General features: G+C 49.0%; 21 protein-coding genes and 2 other annotated features. Of the genes, 2 read left to right on the top strand and 19 right to left on the bottom strand.

Annotated elements, in window-relative coordinates:
• Positions 1 to 535 precede the first annotated feature (535 nt).
• The 14 genes from rpmA to VFK44_07970 all read right to left on the bottom strand — a co-directional run bounded on the left by rpmA (position 536) and on the right by VFK44_07970 (position 11137).
• Positions 536 to 832: a 50S ribosomal protein L27 gene (rpmA, locus tag VFK44_08035; protein ID HET7628324.1), complete on the bottom strand. Its 297-nt coding sequence runs from the start codon at positions 830 to 832 to the stop codon at positions 536 to 538.
• Position 833: 1 nt separating this feature from the next.
• Positions 834 to 1172: a ribosomal-processing cysteine protease Prp gene (locus tag VFK44_08030; protein HET7628323.1), complete on the bottom strand. Its 339-nt coding sequence runs from the start codon at positions 1170 to 1172 to the stop codon at positions 834 to 836.
• 11 nt (positions 1173 to 1183) lie between these two features.
• Positions 1184 to 1492, bottom strand: a complete 309-nt coding sequence (rplU, locus tag VFK44_08025; GenBank protein HET7628322.1) for a 50S ribosomal protein L21 — start codon at positions 1490 to 1492, stop codon at positions 1184 to 1186.
• A gap of 12 nt (positions 1493 to 1504) precedes the next feature.
• Positions 1505 to 1599 (bottom strand) — a sequence feature (ribosomal protein L21 leader region).
• Positions 1600 to 1660: 61 nt separating this feature from the next.
• A complete protein-coding gene (locus tag VFK44_08020) occupies positions 1661 to 2491 on the bottom strand; it encodes a site-2 protease family protein (protein HET7628321.1) in 831 nt (276 codons plus the stop codon).
• On the bottom strand, positions 2484 to 3257 hold the full coding sequence (locus VFK44_08015) for a M23 family metallopeptidase (GenBank protein ID HET7628320.1): 774 nt from the start codon (positions 3255 to 3257) through the stop codon (positions 2484 to 2486). Before VFK44_08015 ends, VFK44_08020 begins: the two co-directional genes overlap by 8 nt.
• 145 nt (positions 3258 to 3402) lie before the next feature.
• Positions 3403 to 4200: a septum site-determining protein MinD gene (gene minD / locus VFK44_08010; protein ID HET7628319.1), complete on the bottom strand. Its 798-nt coding sequence runs from the start codon at positions 4198 to 4200 to the stop codon at positions 3403 to 3405.
• Between the two features lie 20 nt (positions 4201 to 4220).
• Entirely contained in the window at positions 4221 to 4889 is a 669-nt protein-coding gene (locus VFK44_08005) for a septum site-determining protein MinC (protein ID HET7628318.1), read from the bottom strand.
• 57 nt (positions 4890 to 4946) lie between these two features.
• A complete protein-coding gene (mreD, locus tag VFK44_08000; GenBank protein ID HET7628317.1) occupies positions 4947 to 5504 on the bottom strand; it encodes a rod shape-determining protein MreD in 558 nt (185 codons plus the stop codon).
• The gene (gene mreC, locus VFK44_07995) at positions 5501 to 6373 is read right to left on the bottom strand and encodes a rod shape-determining protein MreC (protein ID HET7628316.1); all 873 of its coding nucleotides are present in this window, start codon (positions 6371 to 6373) and stop codon (positions 5501 to 5503) included. The genes mreD and mreC overlap by 4 nt, the downstream gene beginning before the upstream one ends.
• Positions 6374 to 6400: 27 nt before the next feature.
• Positions 6401 to 7432, bottom strand: coding sequence for a rod shape-determining protein (locus VFK44_07990; GenBank protein ID HET7628315.1), 1032 nt, complete (start codon positions 7430 to 7432; stop codon positions 6401 to 6403).
• A gap of 101 nt (positions 7433 to 7533) precedes the next feature.
• On the bottom strand, positions 7534 to 8205 hold the full coding sequence (gene radC, locus VFK44_07985; GenBank protein ID HET7628314.1) for a DNA repair protein RadC: 672 nt from the start codon (positions 8203 to 8205) through the stop codon (positions 7534 to 7536).
• A gap of 194 nt (positions 8206 to 8399) precedes the next feature.
• Positions 8400 to 9026 (bottom strand): Maf family protein, encoded by a 627-nt coding sequence (locus VFK44_07980; GenBank protein HET7628313.1) that lies wholly within the window; start codon positions 9024 to 9026, stop codon positions 8400 to 8402.
• A 215-nt stretch (positions 9027 to 9241) separates the two neighbouring features.
• Positions 9242 to 10336, bottom strand: coding sequence for a hypothetical protein (locus VFK44_07975; protein HET7628312.1), 1095 nt, complete (start codon positions 10334 to 10336; stop codon positions 9242 to 9244).
• A gap of 45 nt (positions 10337 to 10381) precedes the next feature.
• Positions 10382 to 11137 carry a prepilin peptidase gene (locus tag VFK44_07970; protein HET7628311.1) on the bottom strand — a complete coding sequence of 252 codons (756 nt, stop codon included), beginning with the start codon at positions 11135 to 11137 and terminating at the stop codon, positions 10382 to 10384.
• Between the two features lie 134 nt (positions 11138 to 11271).
• Between VFK44_07970 and VFK44_07965 the strand changes: the two genes are divergently transcribed.
• Entirely contained in the window at positions 11272 to 12000 is a 729-nt protein-coding gene (locus tag VFK44_07965; protein HET7628310.1) for a Bax inhibitor-1/YccA family protein, read from the top strand.
• A gap of 40 nt (positions 12001 to 12040) precedes the next feature.
• On the opposite strand, the gene VFK44_07960 is transcribed toward VFK44_07965, so the two are convergent.
• From VFK44_07960 to VFK44_07950, 3 genes are all read right to left on the bottom strand, one after another.
• Entirely contained in the window at positions 12041 to 13741 is a 1701-nt protein-coding gene (locus VFK44_07960; protein ID HET7628309.1) for a sensor domain-containing diguanylate cyclase, read from the bottom strand.
• A 181-nt stretch (positions 13742 to 13922) separates the two neighbouring features.
• The gene (locus VFK44_07955; protein HET7628308.1) at positions 13923 to 15230 is read right to left on the bottom strand and encodes a folylpolyglutamate synthase/dihydrofolate synthase family protein; all 1308 of its coding nucleotides are present in this window, start codon (positions 15228 to 15230) and stop codon (positions 13923 to 13925) included.
• A 58-nt stretch (positions 15231 to 15288) separates the two neighbouring features.
• On the bottom strand, positions 15289 to 17916 hold the full coding sequence (locus VFK44_07950) for a valine--tRNA ligase (GenBank protein HET7628307.1): 2628 nt from the start codon (positions 17914 to 17916) through the stop codon (positions 15289 to 15291).
• Positions 17917 to 17961: 45 nt separating this feature from the next.
• Positions 17962 to 18186: a binding site (T-box leader), on the bottom strand.
• Positions 18187 to 18324: 138 nt separating this feature from the next.
• Here VFK44_07950 and VFK44_07945 point away from each other — a divergent pair.
• A complete protein-coding gene (locus VFK44_07945) occupies positions 18325 to 18513 on the top strand; it encodes a hypothetical protein (protein ID HET7628306.1) in 189 nt (62 codons plus the stop codon).
• Between the two features lie 19 nt (positions 18514 to 18532).
• On the opposite strand, the gene VFK44_07940 is transcribed toward VFK44_07945, so the two are convergent.
• Together VFK44_07940 and spoVID are read right to left on the bottom strand one after the other, a co-directional pair.
• The gene (locus VFK44_07940; protein HET7628305.1) at positions 18533 to 19501 is read right to left on the bottom strand and encodes a hypothetical protein; all 969 of its coding nucleotides are present in this window, start codon (positions 19499 to 19501) and stop codon (positions 18533 to 18535) included.
• 85 nt (positions 19502 to 19586) lie between these two features.
• The gene (gene spoVID, locus VFK44_07935) at positions 19587 to 20801 is read right to left on the bottom strand and encodes a stage VI sporulation protein D (protein HET7628304.1); all 1215 of its coding nucleotides are present in this window, start codon (positions 20799 to 20801) and stop codon (positions 19587 to 19589) included.
• Positions 20802 to 20812 lie beyond the last annotated feature (11 nt).

Below are 20812 nucleotides of genomic sequence, written 5' to 3'. Positions count from 1 at the left end.
AAGGTGGTTTTTCCGGAACCGGAGGGTCCCACAATAGAAACCCATGATTCTTTTCGTACGTATAAGTCAATACCACGAAGAATCTCCAGCTTGATAGAGTCGTGTTGAAATAACTTACTTACATGCCGTAATCGAATCATCATTGCCCCCCAAAAAAATATAACAAACTGCCCAACCCAACAGCATTACAATATACAAAAGGAATTCATAAAGGTTCAACACGATCTCCAACAATGAGAAAATCCCGATGCAATCGCCTTCCGACAATTTCTCTATTCTCCGCTTTTTATGAAAAAGACCTTATGGTTGATTTTTAGGATTATTTGTATAAATTTGCTGAATCATCTTAACAATACCATCTTTTTACATGTGTTGAAATCTGAAATTTGGAACATTATGAAAAATAGTCCATTCGCTTTTGCGGAAATTTGGGATTTTATAAAAAAATCCATAGGCATGAAGTTTTTTGACCACTTGAACGATTAAAAAATGCCCCTCCGGCGTTTGTTCGCCGAAAGGGCATGCTTATCATTTCTTATGCTTCTTGTGCTACCGGTTGCGGATAAACGCTCACGCGCTTGCGGTCGCGTCCCATCCGTTCGAATTTCACAACGCCGTCGACTTTTGCGAACAACGTATCGTCGCCGCCGCGCCCGACGTTTTCACCCGGGTGAATTTTCGTGCCGCGCTGGCGGTACAAGATGCTTCCGCCGGATACGAATTGTCCGTCGGCCCGTTTTGCGCCAAGGCGTTTAGCGATGGAATCACGGCCGTTTTTCGTACTGCCGACACCTTTTTTCTGAGAGAAAAATTGCAAGTTCATTTGCAGCATGCTACTCACCTCCTCTATGGTTTAAGCGAATATACGCTCCATATTGGCGTTCGATCGACTTGATCGATACGACCATGCCTTCAAGAAGCAGTTGAACCTTCTCGTCCGTCCTTCGGTCTAAACCGTCCGGAACGGCACAATGAAGATATCCGCCGCCTTCTCCGGCATCGCACTCAAGCTGAACGCCGCATAACTCACCGACGGCATTTTCCGCCCCAATGGAAAGCGCGGATACCGCGGCACAAACGAGATCGTGGCCGTGAGGTCCTGCGTCTGCATGTCCGCGCAACGAAAAGGAAACGATCCTTCCGTTCCTACGTACGATTTCAACCTCTACCATCGAATCCCTTCTTAAGCATTAATTTTGTCAACGGACAATTTCGTATACGGCTGACGATGGCCTTGTTTTTTGCGATAGCCTTTGCGGCGTTTCATTTTGAACACCGTCACTTTCTTGCCGCGTCCGTGTTCTTCGACCTTGGCTGTTACCGTTGCGCCTTCGACGAGGGGACTCCCCACTTTCACGTCGTCTCCGCCGACGAATACAACGCGGTCGAATGTAACCGTCTCACCGGCGGGAGCATCCAATTTTTCAACGTAGATGGTTTGTCCTTCTTCCACCTTCAGCTGCTTTCCGCCTGTTTCAATAATCGCGTACATGCAAGCACCTCCTTGCGTTCTCAGACTCGCCATTACAGGCAGCCCGGACGATAACAATCATTCGCCCGACAGCGTTTCAAACCTGCGCTGAGCGGTTGGAGTACGGTGCTATAAAACACACTTAACTCCAGACTAACTATTCAATATTACCATGCAAATGTGCCTTTGTCAAAGCTCTCCGATCGGGTCGACGACCTTTTTCTCCACAAAAAAAGCATACAACAAATCCGTTTCCTCGTAAACATGCCGGGCTTCACAATGACGAACGATCACTTGATGGGTCACGCCGCGGCGGAATTTTTCAAGCACGTCCGAAATCCTTGTGTCCTTCCCGACGACAATCGGTTGCAATCGAAGCGAACGCGAGGTTTTGTCATAATAACGAGCTAACAAGAACCGCATGTATATGAAACGCCGTTGTTTCCACTCTCGGTAGTGGGAGAACGCAAGAAAGACGAGCACGACCCATAAATTCAGGTGGGTCGGGTAGAAATAAAAACTCCATATAAATAAGCCGGTCAACAACGCCGAAGAAATGAGAAGCGAGTGATCAATCGCCGTCCTGTAAGGAAAACAGGCGTAACAGACGACTCTAAGCAAACGTCCGCCGTCCAGCGGCAAAACGGGCAATAAATTAAAAAACAACAACGTTAAGTTGTACAACATGAACGTTCGGAAATCCCCCGTGTCGAAAAAAGAGGTGCGATAAAAAAAATACGCCAGTCCCGACAGAAGCAAATGCTGTGCGGGGCCGGCCAAGATGACAATCGTTTCCTCGAACAATGGACGGTTTCCGTGTTCATCCGTCTTCGCTACCCCGCCAAATGGAAGCAATTCGACTTGTTCAATCTTCCAGCGAAAGAATACCGCCGCACCGACATGGCCCATTTCATGCACGAAGACGATCGAAAACACCATCAACACCTCATAAAAATGACCCGTAAATACGCCTGACGCCAATACGAGCCAAAAAAACGGGTGAATCTTCAGCTTACTCAAAAGAAATCACCTTTAGCGGATCGATAAAACCGTCTTCTTTTTTGATCGCAAAGTAAAAAGTACCGCCTTCCCCCTGAGCCGCTGGCTTAACTTCTCCGATCTTCTCCCCTCGCTCGACGTAGTCGTACAATTTCACATGAACGTTGGCAAGTTTGCCATACCATGCTTGTTCCCCGTTCGTCAATTGGACAATGACTGTTTTTCCGATGCCTTCTTTGTCTCCGACGAACGTGACAAACCCTTCTTCCACTGCTCTTACCTGGGCTTTATCGTCGGTTTCCATCAAGATGCCGGTCCCCGTTTCCGAGAAAGACGCTTTAATCTTCCCGTTGACAGGCTTTGCATAAGGAAGCGATTGTTGGTCTCCATTCGCTTTCATCTCGTTCGTTTCCGGATTGGGAAACAAGGCGAGCGGATGGCCGAACCGGTTTTCATACCATTCGGAAACAGCCGCAAATTGAAATTCGTTGGAAAATGTGCGTTTCACGTAATGCTTGGCGGTCACGAAGGTGTCCGGAGGCTGCTTGAACAGCACCCCGACAGCCAAAAAGAGAATCGCGGCCAACAAGACCCGGAAGACGATCCCCTCTTTTCGAACGAGCGGGGAATTGCCGCCGGAAGGCCGGTCGTTTTCATCGCGCCATCTGGAAAAACCGGGTTCCTCGAAATCACGCGCCGCCGGACGTTGCCGATGGGACGCGGCATAGTTTCTTTTTCTTTTCCTCTCTTCGTGACGCTTTCGAATTTCCTCGGCTCGATTCGCCACCGAACATCCCCCTTTCCCGTCTCTTTGTACAAACTTATGAATGAGCAGGAAAGGTTATGACAAGCTCCTTGGCACGCACAAAAAAACGGCGTAACGCTCCATCCGAGACAAAACGCAAAAAACCACTTAAGTTCCCTTAAGTGGTTCAGCGAATGCCGAGAAATTGTTTCATTCGCGAAAAGAGGCCGCTTTTTTCGTCAAGCGACTGCAGGGGCACCGACTCTCCGAGAATTCGGCGTCCGATGTTCCGATAGGCAATCGCCGCTTTTTTGTTCGGCTCAAGCGAAACGGGTTCGCCTCGGTTTGAAGCGGATATGACCGATTCGTCATCGAGCACAATGCCGAGCAAGTCGATCGCCAAAATGTTGACGATTTCGTCGACATCGAGCATGTCGCCGTCTTTCATCATTTGGCTGCGAATGCGGTTGATGATCAACTTCGGACTCTCGATATGGTCTTCCTGCTCCAACAAGCCGATGATGCGATCGGCGTCGCGAACGGCTGACTTTTCAGGCGTCGTTACGACGATCGATTGCGTCGCACCGGCAATGGCGTTTTGAAAGCCTTGTTCGATGCCGGCCGGGCAGTCGATAATGACATAATCGTAATCTTGCCGCAAAGCATCGATCATTTTCTTCATTTGAACCGGTTTCACCGAAGATTTGTCTTTCGTCTGGGCGGCAGGCAACAAGTACAAGCAATCGAACCGCTTGTCTTTGATCAACGCTTGCTCCAAACGGCAACGACCGTCGGCAACGTCGACAAGATCGTAAATAATCCGGTTGTCGAGCCCCATCAAGACGTCCAAGTTCCGCAGTCCGATATCGCTGTCAACCAAACAAACTTTCTTCCCTGAAAGGGCAAGAACTGTTCCGATATTGGCTGTCGTCGTCGACTTTCCGACGCCTCCTTTTCCGGATGTGATGACAATTGCCTCTCCCACGCTGCATACCCCTTTCACTGTTACGATGTCTGTAAAGTTCTTCTCACTTGATACAATGACTGAATTCGATCGACAACAACCGTTTCACTTGAATGATTTATGTACGCACATTTCGCTTGACCTTCCGTATGTTCTATCTCCGAACCCGGAATGATGAGACCGGCGATCCGAAGATGGGTAGGTACTAATACGGATGCGGCAATAATCGCTTTATTGTTGCCGTTGCTGCCTGCCCATGCGCTTCCCTTCAAAGCCCCCAGCACGAAAATGTCTCCAGTCGCTTGAACTTTCGCAGCAGAATTCACGTCGCCGACGATGAGCAAATCCCCGTTCACGTTGACGTGCTGTCCCGAACGGATGATTTGCTGAAATGTCGTCATTTTTTCTTGTTCCGCGATTTCCTTCGCCTCCGCTTTTGTAACGACATTCGCATCGAACGATTCCACGAGCAAATTTTTCTTATTTAAGATCATTTCGCGAATTTGCTGTTTCTGGGAATCGGACAAGTACCGGTTTCCCGTTTTCAACTTGACTCCCATCTTTCGTCCGGATGCGATTCGGTTTTCGTTCGCCGATAACTTCTCCTGCAATTCGGTTACAATATCTTGAAACGAACACGCGTCATCCAAAATGAACACGAGGCCGTCTTTTGTTCCCCTTATCGTCACGGCTGGTTTTTTTTGCGGCATTTCGAGCACTCACCTCAACGTAGTATTATTCAACATCGTCGCACGGATTTCCTGCATTTATTTTGATTTCATCGACTCACTGGAGCGAATCTTTTCCGAATCGCGCAAAGAAAAGTCGGCAATTCCGTCGAAGCCTTTTCTCACCGGGTAATAGGCACAGATGAAAAATCCCCCGTTCAAAACCAAGGAAGGAAACAAACGCTCATACAAAAACTGGTGGAGGGATGCGTTTGAGACTCCGATAATCGAATACAAGCCGTACACTTGGAACTCCAGCAAAACGACGCCAAAAAGGACAAGCGCGAACGCAGAAAATACATTTTTTCGGAACAGCGCCGCGAATGAAGCAATTAAATAAGCCGTGAACGCCATCGTAAAAGAATAAACACCGATAATGTCCGTATATATGATGTCTTGCATAAATCCGAAAATTAGACCGTAAGCAAGAGATGTCGAACGTTTGTAAAAAACGGCTGTGAACAAGACGAGGATCATCGCGAAACGCGGGATCAAGTGAATGTCCGCCCCGAACCAGTGAGCGGAAAAGACTTGCATCACCGTGCCGTCAAAGATGAAAAAGAAAAATGTCACGAGCGGCAGCCAAGGACGGATCAACGGTCATCCTCCTCTTTCGGCGGCGTCCGAGCTTCGCGGTCAACGACCATCACGTCATAAATGTCGTACAAGTCGGCAGCCGGCTTCAAATAAGCGATTTTCGTCAACCCTTGCGGATCGGGGGTAACTTCTTGGACCGTTCCGATGATCAACCCGCTTGGAAACACGCCGCCAAGTCCTGAAGTCGTTACCGTCTGTCCTTTTTTGATCTCCGCATCGTGCGGAATAAACTTATACAACAAAGCTTCTTTTTTCACATTGTAACCGGCAACCATGCCGTAAATATTGTTCTCTTTTCCTCTAACGACGGCAGAAATCAGATTCGTCCGATTCAAGTCGCTGATCAGTTGGACCGTCGACGAAAACGGATTGACGGAATCGATTTTGCCGATCAATCCATCATTCGTAATCACGGCATTGTTTACTTTTACACCGTCTTGCGAACCTTTATTAATGATGATTTGTTTGTTCCACTCGTCCGGAGAACGCGCGATGATGTTGGCTTGGATGACGGTATAATCCGCGAGATCGGCATCTTTCGTTTTTTCTAGCATTTTTTCCAATTGTTCGTTTCGTTGCCGCAGCCTCATAAGTTCTTGACTCATCTCGCCAAACCGGCTCAAATGAGATTTCAACACTTTGTTTTGCTCGTACACATGCGCCATGTCTTCGACGTTCTCAAAGAAACCCGCTGCGAAATGAGCGGGTTTGTACAATACGGACTGAAACCATCCGACGGTGTCTCTCAGAAACTGTTCCGGCCAAAACGTTCGCTGCCGATCCCTCATCGAGTAACCGATCAAAGCCACTAAAATAATTAAACTAACGAGCAACACAATCAGTCTCTTGTTCGAAAAAAAAGGAGACACACTTACACCTTCTTACGGATTGGACTTCTACTTCGGACGGCTCGTGATCCCGGCTTTCGACTTGAATAAATGAAGATTTTCAAGTGCTCTTCCGGTGCCGACCGCCACACAGTCCAAAGCATTTTCGGAAACGAGGACAGGCATTTTTGTTTCGTCGCTGATCACCCGGTCCAAATTGCGAAGAAGCGCACCGCCGCCCGTGAGTACGATGCCGCGATCCATGATGTCTGCAGCCAGTTCGGGCGGAGTCTTCTCCAACGTGATTTTCACGGCCTCGATAATGTTATTCACCGTATCTTTCAAAGCATTGGCCACTTCCTCAGCCGTAATTTCAATCGTTTTCGGCAGCCCCGTCAACAAATCGCGGCCGCGAATTTCCATGTTTTCAACGTTTTCCGGCGCACCGGCGGATCCGATTTCAAGCTTCAATGCTTCGGACGTGCGTTCGCCGATCATCAAATTGTAAGTCTTCTTAATATATTGAACGATGGCCTCGTCCATTTCGTCACCGGCGATTCGAATCGATTCGCTCGTTACGATGCCGCCGAGGGAGATGATCGCCACCTCCGTCGTACCGCCGCCGATGTCAACGACCATGCTGCCTGTCGGCTCCCATACGGGGAGGTCTGCGCCGATAGCGGCAGCAAAAGGTTCTTCAATCGTGTAAGCGTCTCTAGCGCCCGCCTGTTTCGTCGCGTCCTCAACCGCCCGCTTTTCGACGGCCGTAATTCCGGAAGGTACCGCTACCATAACATTCGGTTTTCTTCCGAAAAATCCTTTTGAACGCTGCGCTTGTCGAATGAAATATTTCATCATCGTTGCCGTCGTCTCGAAATCGGCGATCACCCCGTCTTTCATCGGCCGAATGGCAACGATGTTGCCCGGCGTGCGCCCGATCATGTTCTTCGCTTGATTTCCGACGGCTTCGATCGTTCCTGTATCCGTACGCGTGGCCACGACGGAAGGTTCGCGAACGATCACACCTTTGCCTTTTACATAGACAAGCGTATTTGCTGTCCCTAAATCTATGCCCAAATCTCTCGTAAATCCGCCAAACATCTATGTATTCTCCCTTCATTCCATCAAGCATTCCATTTAGTTATGTTCCTTCAAAAACCTGCAGTTCAAATTATACTTGAAATTGCTTTCCATGAATAGTACTAAACATACCCTTTTTCTTTTAAGCTGACGTATTTCCGGTCTCCAATGATAATATGGTCCAACATTTCGATCCCGATCATTTTCCCGCATTCGACGAGTCTTTGCGTGATCGCAACGTCTTCGCGGCTCGGACTCGGATCGCCGCTCGGATGGTTGTGAAAGCAAATGATCGAAGCCGCCGAATGCCGAAACGCTTCCTTGAACACTTCGCGAGGGTGAACGATCGACGCGTTCAAGCTTCCGACAAACACCGTCTTCTTGTGCAATACTTGATTTTTCGTATTCAAATACAGGCAAACAAAATGCTCTTGGGTCAAAAATCGCATTTCATCCATGACGAGTTTCGCCCCGCTTTCCGGCGAATGCACCGCCAACCTCTCTTCCGTGCCGCTTGCATACACACGTTTGCCGAGTTCGAGTGCCGCGATGATTTGCGCCGCCTTGCTCGGACCGATTCCGTTAATTGCCGTCAATTCTTCCACCGAAACATCGTGCAGCCTTCGCAATCCTTGAAAATGATGCAGCACGCGCTGCGCCAACTGCAAAACCGACTCTTGCCTCGTACCGCTTCCGAGCACGATCGCCAACAGCTCCTGATTAGACATGACGGCCGATCCTTCATTCAACATTCTTTCCCGAGGTCTTTCCTGTTCAGGGACATCTCGAATCATTAGTGGACGACGTTCCAATACCTTCTCCTCCTCGTAATGTATTCATCGCATGAAGTTCATGCCATGAAGATTTCCACCTTGATACGGCCAACCGAAAGCATACGCGGAGATGATACATTCCACGGATGGCCCTCACGCCGACTCAACGGAACTGTCGTCGATACACGGAGGATTGACTTCGTCGAATCCGGTGATCATTTGTCTTCGGCATAACTTGGGTAAACAGCGAAATTCTCCAACGCCCTCACCGTCTGCGAAATCGGCAACCCGACAATTGTGAAAAAATCGCCTGTAATCCGCTTGACGAGAATCGCACCGATGCCTTGAATCCCGTAAGCACCTGCCTTGTCCATCGGTTCATCGCTTTGAACGTACCAGGCGATTTCCGTTTCCCGCAATTCCCAAAAATCTACCGCCGCTTTACAATGGAAGACATCCGATTTATGCTTCGATACAATCGCCACACCGGTATACACGTCATGACTTCTTCCGGACAATCGCCTTAACATCTTTTGCGCATGCGATCGATTTTCCGGTTTTCCTAACGTTTCACCGTCAATCGCTATGACCGTGTCTGCGCCCAATACGACTGCATTCGGAAATCGTTGCCATACCGCCATCGCTTTTTGAAAAGCGAGGCATTCGACGGTTTCTGCGGGAGACATGCCGCTCGGCGTCAATTCGTCAATGCCGCTCGGTACACTGTCAAAAGAGTTGTAAATTCGGGAGAGAAGTTGTTGTCTTCGAGGTGAAGCCGAGGCCAAGATGAGGCGTTCCAAACTAACCACCCTTTTGCGAAGTGAGGCATCACGCCTGCACATCTGCCGAATGACATTAAATAACAAGGGTTTCATTAAGCATACCAAAACCCGTTCCCCAATACAATCGAATCCTCCAAACGCGTGATGTACCCCTTATTAGAAGCATTCGACAAAGCCGAGGGATTTATGACAATTCCCTGTGAAAAGCTAGGGAATCCAAACGAATCCAAAAAGAGACTCGGGTAACGGAGAGTCATCGCCTGACTCCCCGTTGATCATTGTTCCGCCGTTGCAAGGGCATTATATTTCATCACTGCTTGCAGCAAATGTTGCTCCGCCTTCCATAACTCGTTTTTCGCGTCGGATTCCGCGTAATTTTCCAACAAAGCCACCGATGACTGAAGTTGATTCACTAGCGGCTTAACCTCTGCTGTGCCGCTTTTTTCAAGCGAGGCAAGCATTTCGTTGACCTTTGACATTTCACTACCCGCTTGATTACCAGTTGTATCAGCCGATAACCGCTCAACGGCTTCCGGAATCAACTGTTCAAGCAACCCTTTCGCCGTCTCCAGCTGCTTTCGAACCGTTCCATTTAGTTGTTCCGCCTCGACTGAAGTCTTCAGCGGTTTAACCCATACCTCTTGTCCGATACTTTTGTAGAACCGGCCAAGTTTTTCCGCTTCTTGTTGGCTTGTGCCGACGCCGATATACATATAAAATTTCCCGTTATTTTCTTGCAATACCGCGGCATAACCGTTGCTTCGCAACGCTTCAACTGCCGTGTTCCCGTGGCTTGCGCTCGAAAATACGCCGCCTTGCACGATCGAAAGCGAGAGATCCAAGTTCGTGATCGTTTTCTCGGAATCGCTCGTCCCTCCTAATTGGCTGTTCGTTGAGGGAACCGCTGCCTTGTCGGCATCCTGGCGATCATGACCAGCAAACATCGACAGCACGACCCATCCCATGAGAATGCCGACCGCCACTGCGGATAAGCCGGAAAACCACTGTGTCTTCGGCAGTTTCTTTTTATTCATTTTTTTCTTCGCAAAAGAATGACCCGCCGCTCCTTGCTTCCTTTTTAAGGCGCTTTTCTTCTTGCGGCGCTGCCGCGGAATGCCGGGAGCTTGTCCCTTCACGTTTCGCCAATCGGTTTGTTGTACCGAACTCCGCGCCTTTCTTTCGAACGGACGATTCACCGATGCGTGCTCGGTTTGGCTGCCTCTTGGTTGGGCAGTTTCGTCGGTATCCGGCAACACCCATTGAAATGATTTTTCATTCGCGCTCGCCGCAGCCATGCGCGTCTCCGGTTCCCGGTCGATGAATTTTTCCTGTCCGTTAATGCGAACGGATATGCGATTATTTTGTCCCATTGTCGCAGCACCTCTCTATCAATAGTCTATGAATCACGCGATCAATTAGAACCTTTCATATAAAGAGAAGTACAACGACAAGAGCGGTTTGCCGCAAAACAAGCAAATCACAGCGCCGAGTGCAATGAACGGACCGAAAGCGATCGGTTCATCGTTTTTCATCCACCCGATACCGATCCGAACACACGAATACAACAGTCCGCTCAAACATGCAAAAAACAACGTCGTCAACACACCTGGCAAACCGAGCATGAATCCGAGAAGTGTAAGCAATTTCACGTCGCCGCCCCCGATTTTACCGGAACTCAGCCACGCTGCCGCCATAGGAACGAGGAACCCCGTCAACGCTCCTGTCCATGACAAAGGAAACGCCGCGGATAGCAAGCCGAAACTTTTACTGCTTACGAAGATCAACAGAAAAACCAAAAGCACACGATTGGGAATGATCATGTACGTAAGATCGGAAACGAATACGATTGCAAGCAAGGAAACGACCAACAAACCAAACAAAACGGAACCGTCCGAATGGAAAACGAAAACGATAAGAGAAAACAAACAACCCGTAGCTGCCTCCACAAACGGATAAAGCCATGACAGTTTACAGCCGCATTTGCGGCACCGTCCTTGTAAAAGAAAAAATGAAACGACGGGAACGAGCTCATGCCATGAGAGCGCACGGCGGCAGCCGGAACACCGGGAACGCGCAAAGAAAATCGGTTCTCCCTTCGGCAGGCGAAGCCCTGCAACGTTATAAAATGATCCGAGAATGGTCCCGACAACAAATGAGAACCACAAAGACAATGAAAATCACCTCCGATGCAATGAAGTTTGAAAGATTGAAACTTTGCAGGCGTTTGGAACGTAATACTATTGAGGGAAAGATCTCGTCTTGTAGTAAAATAGAGACGCAGGATATAAAGGTTGGAGGGATAAACATGAGAAGCGGAAATCCGGCATTGGGAGAAAAAGCATTTCGAAGCGCTGGTGAGCGCTCGGCCGAGCCGATGACATTGGGAGGAACAGTCAACAAAACGTTCATGCTGTTGGCGTTGACCATCGCAGCATCCGTCTGGACGTGGAACTTGTATTTTCATTCAGAAGCTTCAGTCGTTCCTTGGTTGGCAGTTGGTGCGATTGGAGGCTTTATTGCAGCGCTCATTACGATCTTTGCAAAAAAAGCAGCCCCGGTCACGGCACCGTTGTATGCCCTGCTCGAAGGCCTGTTTCTCGGAGGCATATCGGCGATGTTCGCATCTGCGTACTCCGGCATTGTCATCCAGGCCGTTAGTCTTACTTTCGCGATATTGTTTGCTTTGCTGTTTCTTTACAAAACTCGAATCATCCGGGCTACGGAAAATTTCAAACTCGGCGTCGCTGCTGCTACTTTCGGAATCATGCTCGTCTATTTGTTTCAATTTGTCCTCGGTTTTTTCGGAATGCAAATCCCTTATTTGCATAGCAGCGGGATTGTCGGCATTGGCATAAGCGTTTTTATCGTCATTGTCGCTTCGCTGAATTTAGTTCTTGATTTCGATTTTATCGAAAACGGGGTACGGTACGGGGCTCCTAAGTATATGGAATGGTACGGGGCATTCGGATTGATGGTAACCCTCGTTTGGCTCTACTTGGAAACGTTGCGGCTGATTGCAAAACTGCGCGATTGATGAGGAAACAGCTTTCTTCGGAAAGCTGTTTCTTTTTACGTCATCCGGTATAAGCGGCTACGCGGTTTCTTCCTTGCTGCTTCGCCCCTGTAAACATCGCTCGGTCGGCATTGCGAATCAAAGACATCGCATCTTCTCCGTGAAGGGGTGCCGTTGCAACGCCGATGCTCGCTGTTACGCGAATTTTTTGTTCACGAAAGCCTTCTTTCGAGAAAAACGGCTGGTCTGCGGTTTTGCGGCACACCTCTTCGGCAAAGGCCAAACACTCGCGTTCGTCCGACCGATGCAAGATGACAACAAACTCTTCGCCGCCGTAACGAGCCACTGTTCCTTTTTCTTCGACCAAATGAACGAGCCTTTCTGAGAATTGGCAAAGCACCTGGTTTCCGGCATCATGGCCGTATGTATCGTTAATGGACTTGAAATGGTCAAGGTCAATGAGCAAAATGCTGAACGGAAATGCCGGCGCAGGCGTCGCAAACATCGAATCGAGTTTGTCCATGAAAAAACGGTAGTTGTATAAATTCGTGAGCGGATCGCGTTCACTGCGATTCTTCGTTTCTTCATAGTTTCTCGCGTTTTCAACAGCTACTGCAAGATAGTTAGCGAGAATTTCAAGCACCATCAAATGGTGACGTGCGAATGCGTGTTTTTGCTTAGCGGCGAGCGTGATGATGCCGGTGATCTCCTGATTTCTCCGCATCGGAACAGAAATGATGGACTGCATCGTTTTCGGCAAGAACCCTTTAGAAAGGTGGTACCACTGTTTTCTAGAAAAATAAAGAACTCCGGCACCCGTCGTATATACCCTGCCGCTGACGCCCGAAGTTTTGCTCAAATGGGTTTGGGCAGTCAAGTGACCTTTGTTTTTCTCAAACACGCGCAAAATTTTCATGTTCTCGTCATCATCCCCATTCACATCAAGAATGTAGGCGATATCAACGGGGAAAATCTCGGTAATCTTTTCGATGAAAATCGTTAATGTCCCTTTAACCTCAAGACGTTCAGTCAACTCACGTCCGATGCCGGTCGTTTTTTGCAGCAAGTCGTTAATCTTCTCGCTTGAATGATACATACGAAGCATGACTGACAAACTGATGAACGGTGCGCCGACGAACAAGATCGCCGTAGCTTTGAGTTCGGAATACAACGAAAACAAAGCCAGCGCAATTGGGAGCATGAGCAAGGTCATCACCGCTTCCCAAAGAACGTCTTTCCCTAAAAACATGTAGCGCTGCCGCATCAAAAATCGGCGAACGGCGGTCAACAATAACTGATTGATCATAAATACCGCCGTTACATATACGAGAATCGGCACGATGGCAATCGGCGAAGTCACGTCAATCGAACCTATGTCCCCTCCCGCCGCGAAAAAGGCAATGCCGGAAAAGTAAGAAATAAAGAAAAACATTAACAAATTCAGCGGATAGCGGTACAAGTCTTTCTTGTCCACGCGCAAAAAGATTAAAAAGGCGACCATCGCGATTTGTTGGGCAATGACTTCCGCAAACAATCCGAATTCGAGAAAAATCGCAAGCAGCACGCCTTGAGTGACTACAAGGTCGGTACCTTTCACTTGAATCGGCATGAGTGCAACAATGACGGCAAGCAACACAAACAACAAATACTGGAAAACTTCCCCTTCAATATGGAAGCCGTACTGAACATAGACTGAATACAACAGAATGGGCCATGTAATAGCCCAAACGACCCAAATCCAGGCTTTTATCCTGGCCGTCATCCGCTGTCCCTCCTCAAGCGCATTACTTTAGTCCCATTTTACTACAATATCGGAAAGAACCGAGGACTTTTTAACAAGTTTTTTCAAAAAATCTGAAAAAGTTTTGATTGTATAATGTTGGAAAGAATGGAAAGCGCGGGTCCAACGGGCTTTTCGGCCGATATTCCTCACACTCGTTGCGTCATTTTCGGCTTACACATCGCCGCTCCTTTCGAACTTCCGAAATGAAGTACAAAGAACCGGTCACTAGGATCACTGTTTGTTCATCCGCGCCTTGAAGCAAATGATCAAATGCTTTATTCCAGTCATCCGTTGAGATCACTGGCGTAAAATCCGCTTCGTGCCGCAAATATTCAGCGGTTTGTGCCTTTTCGAACGAAAACGACGTCAAGGCAATTTCAGACGACAACGTATTCAGGAGACGGAGCATTTCCTTTGTGTTTTTGTTTGTTGCCGCCGCGAATAAAATTTTTACTCGGTTTCCGGGAAAAGTAACACGCACCGTTTCAATCAGCGTGCGTATGCCTTCCGGATTATGGGCGCCGTCGACAATGACGCACGGTTTTGAGGAGATGGCTTCGAACCGCCCCGGCCAAAACGCTTTTTTTAACCCTTCGCGAATGTCGTTTTCCTCAAGCACAAGCGCAAAATACTTGTTCAAGTAATCCACGGCCATTAAGGCAATTGCGGCGTTTTTCACTTGGTGGGCCCCTTTTAAACGGATCGACAGTTGTTCGCGTTTGGCAAATACCGATTGATACGAAAAGGTTTCACCTTCCGTGTTCGATGACTCGTGCGCAAACGAAAACCCGTTTCCCGGCAAATACAATTTTGCCTTTTTCTCGGCGCAAACCTTCCGGATTTGATCGATGACCTCAGGTTGCTCGCAACCACTGACGACACCCGTTCCCGCCTTGATGATGCCGGCTTTTTCTTTCGCGATGCTAGTCAGCGAATCGCCGAGAATTTCCGTATGATCATATCCGACATTCGTTATCACGCTCAGCATCGGATAGATGACGTTTGTCGAATCGAGTCTCCCGCCGAGCCCGACTTCGAAAATGACGAAGTCCGGATAAGCCGTTTCCGCAAAAAAAAGCATGGCGATGACCGTAATCGCCTCAAATTCGGTCGGCGAGCCGAATTTGCTTTCGGACAGCTCATCCGCCAACGGCTTCACACGGTTCGCCGCCCGCAAGAAATCTTCATTGCTGATGCTCTCCCCGTTCACCGCGATTCGTTCATTAAACTCTTCTACATAAGGCGACGTGAACGTTCCAATCCGGTATCCGCCTTCCTGCATCATGCTTCGCAAAAACGTCACCGTCGAACCCTTGCCGTTCGTCCCTCCTACATGAATGGAACGCAGCTTCCTCTCGGGATGTCCGAGCCGGCTGAGCATCCATTCGACCCGTTTCAACCCCGGCTTCACCCCATGCGGCAGCAGACCGTGTATCCATTCAATTGCTTCTTCGTAAGTGTTCAACATCGCTGACCCTCCAGTCGGTAAAAACGGCGAACCTTGCGGTTCGCCGTTATCGCCCGTATTATGCTTTTAATTCCGCAATGCGTTCTTCGACTTTTTGTCGTTTTTGTAAATAATCCTTTTCTTTCTCACGTTCTTCGTTAACAACATGCTCGGGCGCTTTTTTTACAAAATTTTCGTTAGCAAGTTTCTTGCGTACGCGTTCGACTTCATTATTCAATTTTTCCCGTTCTTTTTCAAGCCGTTTGACTTCTTCATCGATGTCAATCAAACCGGCAAGCGGCAAATACAATGTCACTCCCGTCAAATGCGCCGACATCGATTTCCCGGATGGTTTCACATCTGTGGAAATCGTCAATGTTTCTGGATTACAGAAATTTTCTATATAGGAGCGATTTTGCTCGAGACGCCGACGATACTCGTCATTTTCCGTCTTGATTTGCAGCTCGATTTTTTTTGAAAGCGGAACATTCACTTCCGCGCGAATGTTTCTAACGCTCCGGATCACTTCTTTCAATTGTTGAAAGTCTTTCATCGCTTCCTTGTCATTGAAAGCCTTATCGACTTCCGGCCAGTCCGCGATCGTAATCGACTTGCCTTTATGAGGCAAGTGCTGCCATATTTCCTCGGTAATAAAAGGCATTAACGGGTGCAGGAGCCTCATCGTCGTATCCAACACATGCGCAAGCACAGAGCGCGTCGTTTGCTTCGCTTTCGCGTCATCCCCATACAGCGGCAGCTTCGCCATTTCAATGTACCAATCGCATACGTCATCCCAAATGAAAGAATACAAATACTTGCTGGCTTCACCGAAATCATACACGTCGAAATAACGGGAAACTTCGCGAATCGTTTCATTCAGGCGCGATAAAATCCAGCGATCGGCCAATGATTTGCTTCCGGAAAGATCGATGTCTTCATACGACATGTCTTCCATGTTCATGAGTGCAAAACGGGATGCATTCCAAATTTTATTAGCGAAGTTCCAAGCCGCTTCAACTTTTTCCCAATAAAAACGCAAATCATTCCCGGGAGAAGCGCCGGTTGCCAAGAAATAGCGCAGCGCATCGGCACCGTATTGATCGATGACTTCCATCGGATCGACGCCGTTGCCGAGCGACTTGCTCATTTTTCTGCCTTTTGCGTCACGAACAAGTCCATGAATGAGAACATCATCGAACGGCTTTTGGCCGGTAAATTCGAGACCTTGAAAAATCATGCGCGCCACCCAGAAGAAAATGATGTCATACCCCGTGTTCAGCACGTTCGTCGGGTAGTAACGCTTGTAATCTGATGCTTCTTCATTCGGCCAGCCTAAGGTCGAAAACGGCCACAGCGCAGAACTGAACCACGTATCAAGCACGTCTTCATCTTGACGCCAGTTTTCTGTATCCGCAGGGGCATCCATCCCGACATACATTTCACCAGTGTCTTTATGATACCAAGCGGGAATCCGATGCCCCCACCATAATTGTCGGGAAATGCACCAGTCCCTAATGTTTTCCATCCAATGCAAATACGTATTTTCGAATCGCTCGGGTACAAACCGCACTTTGTCTTCGGAATGTTGCAATTCGATCGCCCGATCGGCGAGCGGTTTCATCCGAACGAACCATTGCGTGGACAAATACGGTTCAACGACAGCTCCCGACCTTTCGGAATGTCCGACTGAATGCGTATGCTCTTCAATTCGCTTCAACACGCCGCTCTCCTGCAAATCGCGAACGATTTGTTTGCGGCATTCAAAGCGATCGAGTCCTGCGTATTTGCCGGCATTTTCGTTCATCGTGCCGTCTTCGTTCATGACGAGAATTCGCTTCAAATGGTGGCGGTTGCCGATCTCAAAATCGTTCGGATCGTGCGCCGGGGTAATTTTTACCGCACCGGAACCAAATTCCATGTCGACATAATCGTCGGCAACGATTTCCAGCTCTCTTCCGATGATCGGCAAAATCGCTTTTTTGCCAATCAAATGTTGGTAACGTTCGTCATTCGGATGAACGGCGATCGCCGTATCCCCAAGCATCGTTTCCGGACGAGTCGTTGCGATTTCAATCGTCCCCGAGCCGTCGGCAAGCGGATATTCCATATGATAGAAAGCACCTTTGACTTCCTTATAAATCACTTCAATGTCTGAAAGTGCCGTTCTCGTCGCAGGATCCCAGTTAATGATGTATTCCCCGCGGTAAATCCATCCTTTTTCGTACAAATGAACGAAAACTTTGCGAACGGCTTTCGATAAACCTTCGTCAAGCGTGAACCGCTCGCGGGAATAGTCGACGGAAATGCCAATTTTCGCCCATTGTTCGTGAATGAACTTGGCATAGTCGTGTTTCCATTCCCAAGCTTTTTCAAGAAACTTGTCCCGTCCGAGATCATGGCGGCTGATTCCTTCCTCCCGCAGCTTAGCGTCCACTTTCGCCTGTGTTGCAATGCCTGCATGGTCCATGCCCGGCAAATACAATGCGTCGTAACCTTTCATACGCTTGTACCGAATAAGCAAATCTTGCATCGTATTTTCCATCGCATGACCCAGATGCAGTTTTCCGGTGACGTTTGGCGGCGGAATGACAATCGTGAACGGTTCTTTCGACTCATCTCCGGTCGCTTTAAAGAAACCTCCGTCCAGCCAAAACTTGTACCTATTGCTTTCCGTGTGTTGCGAATCATATTTTTTCGGTAACTCCATTGGATCGCCTCCCGACTTTTAATCAAAATAAAAAACTTCCTTCGCCGTAAGGACGAAAGAAGTTAGTTTCGCGGTACCACCTTAATTTACAGATCGATCTCTGTACACTCAAACGAGATAACGGCTTTTCATGCCGGCCTTTCTTACTTGCGTTCGGAAAGGCAGTTCCGGGGCGACGTTCCACCGCTCGAACCTCGAGAAATCTTGCAGCCTGCGGATTTCCCTCTCTGGACAGGCGGGCGATGTACTGCTCCCCATCATCACATTTCTTCATTTGTTTGTAGTGTACCCCGTTTCGCTCGTTTCGTCAACAAGGATGGACAAAAACCGAACGTTTTAAACGATGGGCACGCAGCGGGAGCCGTGTCATAAACTAATTCTAACCGTACGATCAACGGAGGGATCGTCATGAGACGTTACAACAAGTACAAACTTCCGACGCGGCTGCGAAAACTTCGTGATGCGTTCGAACCATTTTGTCTTCCGATCGTCGTCTTTCAAATGGTGCGCACGATTTTGCACCCGACGATGTTCGATTTGCTATTGCTCGTAATTCTCGTTTGCTTGTACATTTTATATTCGAAAAAAATGATTTGACCGGACGATTCGCTTAAAGCTATTCGCTCAATTTGTCTGCCAACTGCTCCAATTGTAAAAACCGCTGCCAGCGCTGGTCAAAGATCGCCGCAAACTCACTGTTGTTTCGAGGTTCCTGATCGATAAATCGGCGAACGACTTGATAAACCGCGTCCGGAAAAGACAAATAAGCAGCGAGCAGCTGACGTTCTTCGACGCGAAGCGGAAATATTTCTTCGTAACGCAGCAGCCAATCATAAGGCGCAGCATCCGAACGTTGCGTGTTCGCCCTCAAGACCGCACTCCTGAAAAATTGAGCCAGATCGCGGGAAGGAGCGTCGAGCAACGCGCGTTCAAAATTCACCAAATGCCCGTCGATGGCATGTGCCGGGGTCAATTGTCCGTGACAAAGCACGACTCGGAACCGTCGGTTTCGGTTCGTTGTTGTTTTCCAGGCGCTCAATCTTTGCTTCGAACGGTCCACGGCCGTAAAAATTCGGTCGCGAGCCGAAAGAAAAGACCGTTCAAAAGCCGTGAAGGTTAAACGGTTCTCTGTCTCGGCGGCAAACGTTTCGAGAACGTCCTGTTGTTTTGACCAGCGATCCAGCAATAGACGGGAGGATGATTCGACGATGTCAGCTGAATAAGATTGTTCTTTTTCGGTCAATTGGTGCAAAACGGCCGCCGTCTCCAGCGCTCGTTCTTCTTCGCTCACGATTCCGTCGTTTCGTGCAGCGCACCACGTCGTCAAATAATAAGTCATCCCCTCTTCCATTACAAAAGGTTGTCCGGTTTTCGTCGGAAGCGGCAAAAGGAGGGAATCCAAGGACAACCCCTTTAACCGATCAATGATGTGGGCGAACCACGCCCTCTGTTCCTGCGTCAACATTGTCTGCTTTAAGGCGAAAACCCCATTCAGCCCGGAAATTTTATGAACATTTCCAAACGATTCGATCACGTTTGGATACAGTTGATAATGCGACAAGACCGGGGCTATATTCCCGCTCACGCCGTCACCCCCGCTTTCCTTAACCTGAAACCTGCCATGTTGCTTCCGGCGGCAAACTTCACGTCAGCGCTGCCTGCGAAAACCATCATGACGAGATCGGGATGTATAAGATCTGTCCTTCAGAAACGGTTTCGCTTTCCAACCCGTTCACCCGAAGCAACTGCGACAACGGCAATTGATACCGTTCAGCGATCGATTGTAACGAGTCCCCCTGTTGAATGATACACATCTTCAACCTCGAAAACGCTTCCTCTTCATTCGTCATCATTTTCGTCAAATACAACGCATTCTCTTCTTCGCGCGAGCCTGCCGAATGGGACTCACTTTTATCCTCCGAACTTTCATCCTCCACTAACCCTTCACCGCCGACCGGCTCTCGATCCGGCTGCGCCTCCTGCTCGGACCCGTGCGCCTCGCCCTCTTCTTCAATCCGCGATTTCATCTCCACGTGCGGCATCCGCTCCGCTTCCGCATCCCGCGCAGGATCGACGACCGCTCTTTCCTCGTCCGTCGGCTCCCGGTGCGCCTCGTAACGAAACGGCTCATACACTCCCGCATCCGCGTTCCCTTCTTCACGCGCTTCCTCCTGCACGCCCCTCTCGCTGACCGCTTCATCCCGCTCAGCCGAACCTCCCAGCTCACGCTGCACTTCCCTCTCCTCCGCAACGCTCGCCGATTCCAGTTCCCGCTGACGCTCGCTCTCAGCGTTGCCGCTCGCGACCGCCGTGCGCTGCTCTTCTTCGCGTTCCGCTTCCTCGCCTTGGCGAGCCTGCGTTTCTTCTGCCTGCATTGCCGCACGTTCCACCCGTTCCGATCTTTCTTCTTCTTTTCCGGCTTCTTGTTCTCCGACCATCCCGACGATCGAAAGATCGGCAAACAATCGCAGACAATTGCTTTCCGGCACCGTGTAATCAAACGTTTCGACGTCGACATAAATGTCGTCGAGACGGTCAATCCGGCTCAACGGAATCGTGATGTCAACAGGAAACCGGTGTTCAAGCTCGTTCAAGCCGTTTTCGCCTTCTCTCAATTTGTCGATCGGCCGCATCGACTGGTTGCGCAGCACGCGATCTTCCTTGTCTTCAAAAGCGGATTCCGTCTCCAAAGTTTCCGACGAAAGCGGACGGTATTCACCGTTCAGCCGCAAAGAACCTCTTACGGACACATAATGTTTATTTTCGATGATGGAAATGTCGGGTTCCAGGGACAAGGAAACGACTTCGTCCACATCATGCCCGTTTTCCAACCAGAGTGACTCTTCGATAGAAAACCGAAGATGATCCGGGGATTTTTCCGACATAGGCGCTGACC

This window comes from Bacillales bacterium, assembly GCA_035700025.1.
Classification (GTDB): domain Bacteria; phylum Bacillota; class Bacilli; order Bacillales; family DASSOY01; genus DASSOY01.
This window is presented reverse-complemented; position numbering and strand designations above follow the sequence as displayed.

Excerpts from the sequence above, each read along its gene's own strand:
- rpmA (HET7628324.1), bottom strand. The coding sequence starts at position 832 with ATGCTGCAAATGAACTTGCAATTTTTCTCTCAGAAAAAAGGTGTCGGC.
- VFK44_08030 (HET7628323.1), bottom strand. The coding sequence starts at position 1,172 with ATGGTAGAGGTTGAAATCGTACGTAGGAACGGAAGGATCGTTTCCTTT.
- rplU (HET7628322.1), bottom strand. The coding sequence starts at position 1,492 with ATGTACGCGATTATTGAAACAGGCGGAAAGCAGCTGAAGGTGGAAGAA.
- VFK44_08005 (HET7628318.1), bottom strand. The coding sequence starts at position 4,889 with ATGCCGCAAAAAAAACCAGCCGTGACGATAAGGGGAACAAAAGACGGC.
- VFK44_07990 (HET7628315.1), bottom strand. The coding sequence starts at position 7,432 with ATGTTTGGCGGATTTACGAGAGATTTGGGCATAGATTTAGGGACAGCA.
- radC (HET7628314.1), bottom strand. The coding sequence starts at position 8,205 with ATGATTCGAGATGTCCCTGAACAGGAAAGACCTCGGGAAAGAATGTTG.
- VFK44_07980 (HET7628313.1), bottom strand. The coding sequence starts at position 9,026 with ATGTGCAGGCGTGATGCCTCACTTCGCAAAAGGGTGGTTAGTTTGGAA.
- VFK44_07975 (HET7628312.1), bottom strand. The coding sequence starts at position 10,336 with ATGGGACAAAATAATCGCATATCCGTTCGCATTAACGGACAGGAAAAA.
- VFK44_07965 (HET7628310.1), top strand. The coding sequence starts at position 11,272 with ATGAGAAGCGGAAATCCGGCATTGGGAGAAAAAGCATTTCGAAGCGCT.
- VFK44_07960 (HET7628309.1), bottom strand. The coding sequence starts at position 13,741 with ATGACGGCCAGGATAAAAGCCTGGATTTGGGTCGTTTGGGCTATTACA.
- VFK44_07955 (HET7628308.1), bottom strand. The coding sequence starts at position 15,230 with ATGTTGAACACTTACGAAGAAGCAATTGAATGGATACACGGTCTGCTG.
- VFK44_07950 (HET7628307.1), bottom strand. The coding sequence starts at position 17,916 with ATGGAGTTACCGAAAAAATATGATTCGCAACACACGGAAAGCAATAGG.
- VFK44_07945 (HET7628306.1), top strand. The coding sequence starts at position 18,325 with ATGAGACGTTACAACAAGTACAAACTTCCGACGCGGCTGCGAAAACTT.
- spoVID (HET7628304.1), bottom strand. The coding sequence starts at position 20,801 with ATGTCGGAAAAATCCCCGGATCATCTTCGGTTTTCTATCGAAGAGTCA.